Genomic DNA, 11333 nt, shown 5'->3' on the forward strand with positions numbered 1-11333 from the left:
CCGCTTAAAAGGCTAGAACTGGTGTCCACTTAAATTTAAGTGCACACCATGTCCTGGTCTTGCGGGGCTGGGTAGATGGTTTGGCCGGACGGATACATCTGGCTAGACCGGTCGAGTAGATGACCTCTTTCAGGCGGATAATTCGCACAAGCAAGCCTCCTTGGTCAGCTTAAGGGGGGAGCGGTTTTAGCCTGTCAGCTTAGTGGGCCCCGCCTGTCACGCTTGCACAAGGAGTCGTTTTGATTAGATCTTGCCGAAAGGCTACCCAGTGCTCAACGTGAGTTCCTTGGCACGATACCAACCTGCATACCGAACGGGTTAAACACGCTATTCAAGGTCTGAATGGTCGGGTTGCTTTCATCGTGCTCTAGCTGCCGCAAGGCCCGCAGGGACAGCTTACACATCTGCGCGAACCGCGCCTGCTGCAATCCAGTTACGTCCTTGCGCAATCGCCTCACCGCCTCTCCGATAGTGATGTCGCCAGAAGCCAGCTGTTCCTGCAGTTCAGTGAGAATCCGATTTCGGTCGAGAATGTCCACTAGATCAACCCCCAGTTTTTGAGCCGCTGAGGCATATCTCGCAACGCTATGCGCGGATGGTTCATTGTCGCGGCGGGCAATTCATCAGCACTCAGCAAGTCGGGCAAAGCCAGGAATTTTTGTGCTGCGGCCCTGAGCCGCTGAAATAGCTCATCAGGCTCGATCCACTCAGCAGCTTCATCGCAGGCAGCTTTCCAGTCGACCTGACCGGCCACCTCAATCTGCTTTGGCCATTTTGTTGTTCGCGTTACGCCTTCATCATCCATGACCATGGGAGCCAGATCATAGATTGGGGCCAGGCTCACGCCTTGCTCAGCCCGAAGGATTGAGGTGTTTCGACCATGATTGTCTGAGTTGCCAAGAATCTGATTCAGTAAATCACGCCGCATGTACTCGAATACCAAATCACCAACCTGTTCGGCCTGTCCAACGTTTTGCCATAACGCGACCAAGTTTCGTAGCACATCCGAATGCGACATATAGCTGCCAGCTTCGACTACGCCCGACAGTGAATACATCGACTCAACAGCGACACGATTAACGCCTGCAGGACCAACCCCACGATCAAAGCGGTGCATCCACAGGCTGGGCTTCTTTCCCTCCTCCAAAGCCAACCCTTCGGCTGCGATGGTATCGAGCCCCAACCGCCGAACAGCTCGATAGAAGCAGTACTCGCTGCGGAGGATGTCCTGATCGGTCTGACTGGCTTTGTTGCGTGCGAACTTCACAAACCAGTGCTGGGCAGCATCTGCATCGGGCAATACAGCGTCGGGATGCAATGCGCCATGGCGGTCTTCTGTTAACAGTAGCTTTGGCGCCTCACCGCCTGCTCCAGTAGCACCGCCAATTGCAGCTCCCTGCTCATAGGCATACTCCAAAAAGCGTGAGTCGCGGCTGACCACTTCGTCTCGCGTAAAACCCAACACAGGACTACCTGCGATTGCGCCTGCCGACTCCTTGATGCGCAAATTCCCAATTGGCGCAGGCGTACAGCGCCCCAACAGAAACAAATCCAGGTTCATGCCCTCCGGTCGCTCACCACTCAAACGCTTCAGCAAAAAGCGTCTAGCCGCGCCAGCAGGCAAGATGTCGAAGAGAAAAGCCGGAGCCTTCTTACTCCGCCAAGCGTCCCAACCCAGAGGTAAAGTGGCGCTGACAGCGCCATGCAGACGCGTGCTAATCGAGTCGAGAGAGCCCACGAGGTAACCCTGCTCGTACCCATACGTACAAGGGCCATCCAACCCTAGGTCAGGCTGCTCGAAACCAATCCCCATGGCGTCCTGCCATTCGCCACGTGCATAGATTTGTAGAGTGAGCTTGTACATGGCAAGAACCGGTAATTTAATGCCTAAAACCTTAGCCACAGCACCTAAAAAAGGCAATTAAATACCGATAAAAACCCTAAAACCATCTTAAATAGGCACTTTAGTACCCACAAACACTTTGCTTAGTAGCTACACGCCCCAGCAATTAGGATTCGCTACGTGCTTTTTGACGGAAGGCTCAAGGTCTTTATGTTAGGGGCCGTGACTGCATGAACTCCAACAAATCACTGGCGGAAGGCAACTGACCTAGAAAAGAAAGCGGCCGAGCAAACAACACAGCGAGCAGAAGCCCCGAAAGAGGAAGGAGAAGATCAAACACCCCATGGTCACACCGGCCCGGCCGAGCGGGCTTCAGACCCTGTCCTGACGAATCAAGTAACGTCAAAATCAATCGCGATCTGCCTACAGGTGCTATTCCCTTGGCGATCCCTTTGAGAGCTTCCGATACTCGCTTGGCGACTGTCCGAACCAGCGCCGGAACGCCCGCGCGAAGGCCGTAGAGTCACCGTAGCCAAGCTGAAACGCCAGGTCGTCCTGCTTCATCTCGGTACTTTCCAACAGTTGCCCAGCGAGTTGTTTACGCTCAGCCTCGACGAGATTGCGGAAGCTGGTGCCTTCCTCTGTCAGCCTTCGATGCAAGCTGCGCGGCGCCATCGCCAACTGGCTTGCAACATCTTCTAAGGAGGCTGCCAGCCCGGCGGCCCCGAGGAGAAGTTGCCGGACCTGGCCGGTTATGCCGCCAACTTGCCGCCTATCCAGTTGCGCGCGGCACTGTTCTTCCAATAGCCGGACCAGATGCGCGTCATACATTGGCAGAGGTAACTCCGCGTCCTGCCGACGCAGCACTAGGGCGTTGCGCGAACATCCATAGTGAGGGGCGATGCCGCTAAGTGCTTCGATCCGCTCAGCGTGCGCTGGCGGCTGCCCCTGAAACTCAAACCGCAGTATTTGCAGTCCCGAGAGTGCGAGCTCGTCGAACAGGCGGACAGCTGTCGCCATATCTCGCTCCAGTAAGAACTGCTGCAGATGATGCGGGATCGCTGAGGCGTCGACACTAATGCCATATTCATGCGGACTGCGGAAGATCGCCAAGTTGCAGTACGCCGTGCTCAGTGGCAGATAGCGCAGCGCGCACTGAACAGCCTCGCGCACACTGCGACTGGTCCGCAGTGCAAATCCCCAGATGCCGAAAGTCGCAACGTTGTACCGCAGGCCAAGTTCGAAGCCCAGCGCAGGAACGTCTGGCAAGGCGAGCATCAGGTTTTCAATCAGGCGCATCTCCTGCTCGCGCTCGATCAGGAGATCCGCGTCCCGCAGTTGCGCTTCGATGATACCGGTGCCTAACAGGCAGGTTTGTACATCGATGTCGTAACGCGCAGCGAAGTTCACCATCACCTGACTGATGGCGACGGGGTGCTTAAAACTCGCGTGTATTGGTATGCCCATGCCGGAATATTCTGAAATACCGATGCGATACGACTTGGCCAGAAATGCATGGCAAAAGGCCCCCTATATCCTGCCAAGGGTACACGACTGCCCGCTAAGGTTGCGTAACCAACAAACAACAAGAACGTCCCAGGAGGACGAGCATGGATTCGGATCTCAACGCACTGAATAAGCAGGCCATCGACACGGCCCGCGAATACACCGCAGAACTGGCCTGGCCGACGATGGCGCTGGTACTGCTGGTGTGGGCGGCGCTCATCGCAGACGTGTACCTGTTCGCGACAGGTCAGCTGTCGCTGATACCCGCGCTGCTCATCTACGCCATCGTCACTTACATGTCCTACACACCTCTACATGAGGCCGTGCATGGCAACATCCATGGCGACAACGACCGACTGCATTGGCTCAATGACCTATGCGGGTACCTTGTAGCACCCTTGATCATGGTGCCGTTCTCTACCCACAAGGTCGAACACTTCACACATCATCGCTATACCAACCAACCGGACAAGGATCCAGACTATGTCGTTAGCGGCATGCGCGGCGGCCCAATCGCCTTTTTGCTTTGCGGACTACGTTTTCTGTGGCTCCAGAACACCTTCCTGTTCCGCGACTATTGGGCGACCGCGCCGCGACGGATTAAAGCGACCTACATTGCTGAGGTGCTGCTCGCGATCGGCTGGCGGGTCGCGTTCATAACACTGATTGCGCAAGAACATGCCTGGGCATTGCTCGTGTTCGGCTACTTGGCCGGTGCATTCTTCGTCGCGTACTGGTTCGCCTATCGCCCTCACCTGCCATACAAGGACTCTACTCGGTACCGGAACACCAACAGCCTGATCATGCCAACGTGGATGAAGCCGCTGGAGTGGTTCTGGCTCGGCCAGAACCTACACTCCGTGCACCACCTGTTCCCGCGGGTGCCGTTCTATCGATACCACGCATTGCATCGCAGGATCGAGCCAATCATGCGCGCTCACGGTACGCCCATGATCGGCATTTTCAGCCGACGCAACGTTGAATCAGCGCAACGTTCGGAGTAGCCGGGACGGCAGCACAACCAGCGTTTTGGTGCATTCCAGTCATCACTTGCGCCACGCCAAACCCAACCATTGCGCACACGCTCACAGCGCCCACCTAACGCTCCTTTTCCTGCGTCCAGTTCAATGCCGCCAGTGCGGCGGCCACGTGGATGCGGTTGTCTTCTAGTTGTTGCGGTGAGTGTGCAGGCGTTGGGCGGCGAGAGCTGCGTTGCCATCACAGGCGAGAAACGTCAGCAAGGTGCGGCGCAATTCGTAGGGTGGATGACGCTTTTTTCATCCACCGTAATGCCGCACGGTGGATCGGTGAAGCGTGATCCACCCAACTTGCTGTAAGCAGCTATTAGGTTTGTCTGGAAGGGGCATGGCAATCAGTCCGGCATCCAGCGCCGGACGCAGATAGCGCTTGCGGAAGATTCACGGTCGGCAGCAGGCGCACAAGCTCCAGCTATGCCCTCAGCAGATTAAGGCCATTGTCGGAGGGCATGGCGGGGGCGCATACAGCAGGCACGCAAATCGGAATACACCAGTTACTCCGCACCCTTGGCCGGCTCAAACAGGTTTTTTAACGAGGGGGATAAGAAATTCAAAGCTACTCATATCAACCGGCTGCCTTCTGTGCGTCCATCTCGTCCAGGTGCTGGCGTACGCTGCCGATTGAGTCCTGAATTCTGCGGGTAAAACTGGACGGTTCGCGGTAGGTCATCACCAGTCGATCAATCGCGCGTGTCATGGCTACATACAGCAGACGCGCTTCATCAGCTTCGTCTTCACCCTTCTTCGGCATTTCCCCCAAGTGGGGGATCAGTACCAAGCCGAACTCCAAACCCTTGCTCGAATGCATGCTGACGATCTTGACTGCATCTTCGCTGCCATACAACGTGCCACGGCCCTTGGCCGATTGGCCCGAGGTAAAGGCGATACCGGCCTCGCTCAAGGCCCTCTCAATGCGCTGCGCCTGGGCAGTACTGCGATAGATCACCGCCATATCATCCAGCGCGCGGCCCTGGCCGTGTTCGTCGCGGATGCGTTCGACGATGCAGTTATGTTCCTGCCAATCGGACTCACACCGCAGCAGCTCGGGGAATGCGCCGCGCCGCCCTGCGCTTTGCGGCACAACGATGGGCACACCATCCTCAGCAGCATCGCGAGCGGTCAGCAGCTCCATGGCAAAGGCCCGCGCCACCGACAGCACCTCCACGGTATTGCGGTAATTCAGGCGCAGGATGGTAGTACGGCCCTGGGCCTGAATGCCGACGCTGGCGAAGCTGAAATCCATACCGCTTTTGCTGCCCTTGCCGCGATAGATCGACTGCGCATCGTCGTACAGCACCAGCAGCGAATTGCTCTCCGGGTCGATCATCTGCACCACCAGCTTGAACCACTCGGGCTGGAAGTCATGGCCCTCGTCGATCAGCACCGCCGCGTATTGCGCACGGGGGATTTGCCCACGGTCGACGCCGTCGATGGTGTTCTCCACCATCTGCACCATCTTGGCGTTGACTGACAACTTCTGGTCTGGACGGTCGACGTTAAAGGCGGTGAGCATGTCCGAGCACCATGCGTGGAAGTTGCGCACCACCACCTTTTCGCTCAGGCCGCGCTCGGCCAGCACCTGCTGCAGGCGACCGGCTAGGGACTTGTTGTAGCAGAGCACCAGCACCGGCTTACTCGATACTTGGGCCAGGTGCGCACAGCGGTAGCCGAGGATCATCGTCTTGCCGGAACCGGCCGCGCCATGGATGACTCGGTGCCCCTCGCCGAGGGAACGCGCCAGCTGCTCCTGCTGCAAGTCCATGACCTTGATCAGACTTGGTAGCGGTGCGTCCTGTTCGGCGAAAAGCCCGAACTGCCCTGGCAGCACATTAACCCGCACTTCGGGGTAGAGGTGATAACGCACACGATCGATCTGCGGCAGGCTCAGCTGACAGGGGAAAACGTGGTGGAACATATCCCACAGCCGTTGCTGGAAGGCTTCGGCGTCGACCGTTTCGGTCATTTCATCCTGAAACAGCACCTGTTGCGGGTTGAGCACCTCGGCCAAGTCCGTCCCCTCGAACTGCTTGCGGGTGATCGCGGTCAGCACCACGCCCCAGCCGAACGGCATAATCAGGTTACCGGCCCGGGGCGAACCGGCGGATTGTTTTAGCGCCGGGTCGCGCTGCAGCATCATCACCACTTCCATGGCGTAGGCCCGTGCCTGCGTCATCGGATTCTTCTGGGTTTTCAGTTGGCCGTCGGCAAAGATTTTCGCCTGACCGCGGTCCATGCTCTGGATGGTGTCCAGTTTCCAGTCCTTGACCTCCAGCACCAGCACCCCGCGCAGTGGATGCATCAGCACAAAATCCGGCTGCAAGGCCTTTGGCCCCACCGGAACATTGAACCAGCACAGGTAGTCGTCTTCGAGCTTCTTCTCCAAGCGCTCGGCCAGCCGGCGTTCGCCGGGGGTGTCGAAGCGGCAGGTGGTGCGAGTGGGGAAGAATTGAGCCATTTGGGTTGCCTATTCCTTGGCGTGCATGGGGCACGAGTTAATTCATTGGGTTAGCGAAACGTAATTCGAAAATCCAATCTCCCGGATTACGTCTGCGGCTAATCCAGGCTACGGGCTGGATCGTAGGGTGGATCGGTGGAGCGTGATTCACCCTACGTGCTTGGTATTTGATAGCGTCGGTGATCACTATGTCTGACTGCCTGAATAAAAGAGTGGTGGATTGCTCGGCTGAGTTGTGCGACGGACAATAGGCAAGCAGGGAAACCCGGTTGCAAAAGTGCGCGCATTGTAACGGTTAGCGCCTTGACGGTCAGGTGTGCCGCACTCGCGCACACGATGCCTCAACGCATCAGCCAGCGAGATGTCGCCCCGTTGACCGACACAGCGTGCGGAAGCGAATACACTGTGCGCCTGATTAATCTGAGCCATGCGTATGGCTGCACAGCACAAGGAACCTCCTCCCGATGGCCTCTGCCGACAAACAGCAAAAACGCGCCCAGCGGGCCAAAACCAAGGCCAAGCAAAACCGTGTGGGCAAGGCCAAAGGCACGCCGCTGCACCCGGTGCTGGCCAATCCGTTTATCAATGAGCCGTTTGATGATGTGGCCATTGACCTGAGTACTTTCGATTTCAAAGACATCGAGGAGAACGGTTTCGATCCGGCCGACTTCGATGATTTGTTTGAGGCCATGAAGGTGGGTGAAGGCATCAGCCAGCTCGCGCTGTGCCTGGTGTTCCTGCAATACCCGGTGTTGGAGTTGGTGGTGGCCGAGGAAGCGCCTGAGGCCGCGACGGACTTTATGATGGGCTTGCTGATTACCTACCGGGCGCTCTTCCACAGTGAAGACGAAGACACAGCGATTGAGTGGATCGGCAGCTCGGCCTTTCAGCAGGCGTATAACGAAGCATCCACGCTGCTGGAGAAGAAGCACGCGCGCACACCGCGATAACCGAGCGACACGATTGAACTGAGTGCAGTGGGCCTGATCTCATGTGCGACTGAAACGGAGACCTTGCATGCGTAAACATCCCTGGACGCTGGCCGCTGGCTTGGCCCTTTGTCTGTCGGCGGGCCTCAGCCTGGCCAGCGAAACCTTGCGTGTAAGCGCCGTACCGGATGAAGCGCCCAGCGAATCGCTGCGCACATTCAAACCCCTGGGCGCTTACCTGGAGGTCGAGTTGGGGATGCCGGTTGAGTTCACGCCGCTGGCGGACTATCCGGCCGTGGTTGAAGCGCTGGCCAATGACCGGATTGATCTGGCGTGGCTGGGCGGTTTTACCTTTGTGCAAACGCGCCTGAAAACCGGCAATGCCCTGCCACTGGTGCAGCGCGAGCAGGATGCCGAATTCACCAGCGTGTTCATAACGGCGGACCCGGCGATACAAGCGCTGTCCGATTTGCAAGGCAAGACCTTCGCCTTTGGCTCGGTGTCGTCCACATCGGGCAGCCTGATGCCGCGCTATTTCCTGCAGCAAGACGGCATCACGCCAGAACATTATTTCAGTCGTATCGGTTATGCCGGCACACATGACGCCACGGTGGCCTGGGTGCAAGCGGGCAAGGTGGATGGCGGCGTACTGAGTGCCAGCGCCTGGGACAAGCTGGTCGCCACAGGCAAGGTCGACCCGCATAAGGTCAGGGTCTTCGCCAGCACACCGGCCTATTTCGACTACAACTGGACAGTACGCGGCAGTCTCGATCCGGCCCTCGCGGAGAAAATCAAAAGCGCCTTTCTGGCCCTCGACCCGGCCAATCTAGCCCATAAGTCGATCCTTGATCTGCAATCGGCCAGCCGCTTTATTGAAACCTCAGCGGAAAACTACAGCGGTATCGAAGATGCAGCGCGCGCCGTCGAACTGCTCAGGTAAGCCTGGCCGCGTTTTCCCGAAACGTTAAGCCGAATCCGTCCGCCTGCGGCCGCCATGAGCCGTGTTCTGCGAAGCGCAAATTTTGCGTCGTCGTGGCATGCAATTCTGCCTAACGAACCCATAGAGAATACGAATCTCCTTTCGGCCCTTTAATCGATTCTGAGCTGCTAACCTCATAGGCGAATCGACACAAGGCTGCTCTGACAACCCTAGACAGCCGAGATCACACCCGCGCTGAGCGACCCGCCCAGCATCGGGCATCTACAAACCTGAGGAGCTTGATATGGACCCGAAAAGCCAAAACACTTCCGGCCAATGCCCCGTTATGCACGGTGCTAACACTGCCAATGAACAATCGAGTGTCGCCTGGTGGCCTAACGCGCTGAACCTCGACATTCTGCACCAGCATGACAGCAAGTCCAATCCGCTCGGCGAGGGCTTCAGCTACCGCGAAGCGCTGAAGAAGCTTGACGCCGCCGCGCTGAAACGCGACCTCACCGCGCTGATGACCAATAGCCAGGATTGGTGGCCGGCTGACTGGGGCCACTACGGCGGTTTGATGATTCGCCTGACTTGGCACGCTGCGGGTACTTACCGTATCGCCGACGGCCGTGGTGGTGCCGGCACCGGCAGCCAGCGCTTTGCCCCGCTCAACTCCTGGCCGGATAACGCCAACCTGGACAAAGCCCGTCGCCTGCTCTGGCCGATCAAGAAAAAGTACGGCAACAGCGTCAGCTGGGCTGACCTGCTGGCCCTGGCTGGCACCATCGCTTACGAGTCCATGGGCCTGAAGACCTTCGGTTTCGCCTTCGGCCGTGAAGACATCTGGCACCCGGAAAAAGACATCTACTGGGGTTCGGAAAAACAATGGCTCGCCCCCACCGGCAGCGAAGGCAGCCGCTACTCCGGCGAACGTGACCTGGCCAACCCGCTGGCAGCGGTGATGATGGGCCTGATTTACGTCAACCCGGAAGGCGTGGACGGAAAGTCCGACCCGTTGAAAACAGCCCATGACGTACGCATCACCTTCGCCCGTATGGCCATGAATGACGAAGAAACTGTCGCCCTGACTGCCGGTGGTCACACCGTGGGTAAAGCGCACGGCAACGGCAATGCGAAAAACCTCGGCCCTGAGCCCGAGGGTGCGGACATTGAAGAACAAGGCCTGGGCTGGAACAACCACGTCAGCCGTGGCGTCGGCCGCGACACCGTGACCAGCGGCATTGAAGGTGCCTGGACCACCAACCCGACTCAGTGGGACAACGGTTACTTCCACCTGCTGCTGAACTACGACTGGGAGCTGAAAAAGAGCCCGGCCGGTGCCTCGCAGTGGGAGCCGATCAACATCAAGGAAGAAGACAAGCCGGTTGATGTGGAAGACCCAAGCATCCGCAACAACCCGATCATGACCGACGCCGACATGGCGATGAAGATGGACCCGGAGTACCGCAAAATCTCCGAGCGCTTCTACAAAGATCCGGCCTACTTCTCGGACGTGTTCGCCCGCGCCTGGTTCAAACTGACCCACCGTGACATGGGCCCGAAAGCCCGCTACGTCGGCCCGGATGTACCGGCTGAAGACCTCATCTGGCAAGATCCGGTGCCAGCCGGTCGCAGTGATTACGACGTGGCTGCCGTAGCCGCCAAGATTGCCGCTAGCGGTCTGTCCATCAGCGAACGCACCAGCACCGCATGGGACAGCGCGCGCACCTTCCGCCACTCGGACAAACGTGGCGGCGCCAACGGTGCTCGCATTCGTCTGGCTCCGCAGAAGGACTGGGAAGGCAACGAGCCGGCGCGTCTGGCCAAGGTGCTGGCGGTGTACGAAAAAATCGCCAGCGAAACCGGTGCCAGCGTCGCCGATGTGATTGTGCTGGGTGGCAACCTGGCCATCGAAGAAGCGGCTAAAGCGGCTGGCGTGACCGTTAAGGTGCCGTTTGCTGCCGGACGTGGCGACGCCAGCCAGGAGCACACAGACGTTGAGTCGTTCGAAGTGCTGGAGCCGCTGCACGATGGTTTCCGCAACTGGCAGAAGCAGCACTACGTGGTTCAGCCGGAGGAAATGCTTCTCGACCGCGCACAGTTGATGGGCCTCACGGCACCGGAAATGACGGCACTGATTGGCGGCATGCGTGTATTGGGCACCAACCACGGCGGCAGCCAGCATGGCGTGTTCACTGATCGGGTCGGTGTGCTGAGCAACGACTTCTTCGTCAACCTGACCGACATGGCCTACAACTGGAAGCCGACTGGGCGTAACAGCTACGCCATCGTCGAGCGTAAGAGCGGTGCCACCAAGTGGACAGCTACCCGCGTCGATCTGGTGTTCGGTTCCAACTCGATCCTGCGTGCCTACGCCGAGGTGTATGCCCAAGACGACAGCCGCGAGAAGTTTGTGCATGACTTCGTCGCGGCCTGGAGCAAGGTGATGAACGCTGACCGCTTCGACCTGCTGTAAAGCCAACGCTGCGCAGGTGCAATGCCTGCGCTCATTAACCAATGCGCCCACCTCGGGCGCATTGTTTTTGGCTCTGTCTGAGTTAACTGTTGCAGTGGTCTAAACTGAATCGTGACATCTCCGAATACGAGGGATTGATCATGAAGACGATTCAATTTTCACGGT

10 protein-coding genes are annotated in these 11333 nt (G+C 58.2%); 4 read left to right on the forward strand and 6 right to left on the reverse strand.

The genetic code is table 11. The features are described from left to right. Positions 1–272: 272 nt before the first annotated feature. The 3 genes from AUK77_RS15595 to AUK77_RS15605 form a co-directional block, all read right to left on the reverse strand. Positions 273–539 (reverse strand): helix-turn-helix transcriptional regulator, encoded by a 267-nt coding sequence (locus tag AUK77_RS15595; RefSeq protein ID WP_296131370.1) that lies wholly within the window; start codon positions 537–539, stop codon positions 273–275. Beyond that, the gene (locus AUK77_RS15600; protein WP_296131373.1) at positions 539–1864 is read right to left on the reverse strand and encodes a HipA domain-containing protein; all 1326 of its coding nucleotides are present in this window, start codon (positions 1862–1864) and stop codon (positions 539–541) included. Before AUK77_RS15600 ends, AUK77_RS15595 begins: the two co-directional genes overlap by 1 nt. A gap of 411 nt (positions 1865–2275) precedes the next feature. Beyond that, a complete protein-coding gene (locus AUK77_RS15605; protein ID WP_296131375.1) occupies positions 2276–3310 on the reverse strand; it encodes an AraC family transcriptional regulator in 1035 nt (344 codons plus the stop codon). Between the two features lie 143 nt (positions 3311–3453). Here AUK77_RS15605 and AUK77_RS15610 point away from each other — a divergent pair, with 143 nt between their 5' ends. Next, positions 3454–4353, forward strand: a complete 900-nt coding sequence (locus AUK77_RS15610; RefSeq protein WP_296131377.1) for a fatty acid desaturase — start codon at positions 3454–3456, stop codon at positions 4351–4353. 162 nt (positions 4354–4515) lie between these two features. Here the strand turns inward: AUK77_RS15610 and AUK77_RS18970 are convergent, their stop codons facing one another. The 3 genes from AUK77_RS18970 to AUK77_RS15615 all read right to left on the reverse strand — a co-directional run bounded on the left by AUK77_RS18970 (position 4516) and on the right by AUK77_RS15615 (position 6841). Further along, complete coding sequence (locus AUK77_RS18970; RefSeq protein WP_363079417.1) at positions 4516–4602, reverse strand: helix-turn-helix domain-containing protein; 87 nt, start codon at positions 4600–4602, stop codon at positions 4516–4518. 24 nt (positions 4603–4626) lie between these two features. After that, positions 4627–4767 (reverse strand): Fic family protein, encoded by a 141-nt coding sequence (locus AUK77_RS18975; protein WP_363079420.1) that lies wholly within the window; start codon positions 4765–4767, stop codon positions 4627–4629. Between the two features lie 184 nt (positions 4768–4951). Then, complete coding sequence (locus tag AUK77_RS15615) at positions 4952–6841, reverse strand: 3'-5' exonuclease (RefSeq protein WP_296131378.1); 1890 nt, start codon at positions 6839–6841, stop codon at positions 4952–4954. 464 nt (positions 6842–7305) lie between these two features. On the opposite strand from AUK77_RS15615, the gene AUK77_RS15620 reads away from it, so the two are divergent. The 3 genes from AUK77_RS15620 to katG all read left to right on the forward strand — a co-directional run bounded on the left by AUK77_RS15620 (position 7306) and on the right by katG (position 11168). Then, positions 7306–7791, forward strand: coding sequence for a hypothetical protein (locus tag AUK77_RS15620; protein WP_296131380.1), 486 nt, complete (start codon positions 7306–7308; stop codon positions 7789–7791). A 67-nt stretch (positions 7792–7858) separates the two neighbouring features. Beyond that, on the forward strand, positions 7859–8710 hold the full coding sequence (locus AUK77_RS15625; RefSeq protein ID WP_296131382.1) for a putative selenate ABC transporter substrate-binding protein: 852 nt from the start codon (positions 7859–7861) through the stop codon (positions 8708–8710). Between the two features lie 283 nt (positions 8711–8993). Then, entirely contained in the window at positions 8994–11168 is a 2175-nt protein-coding gene (gene katG / locus AUK77_RS15630) for a catalase/peroxidase HPI (protein WP_296131385.1), read from the forward strand. Positions 11169–11333 lie beyond the last annotated feature (165 nt).

Origin of the sequence: Pseudomonas sp. Ga0074129 (assembly GCA_001465025.1) — a bacterium.
GTDB lineage: Bacteria > Pseudomonadota > Gammaproteobacteria > Pseudomonadales > Pseudomonadaceae > Aquipseudomonas.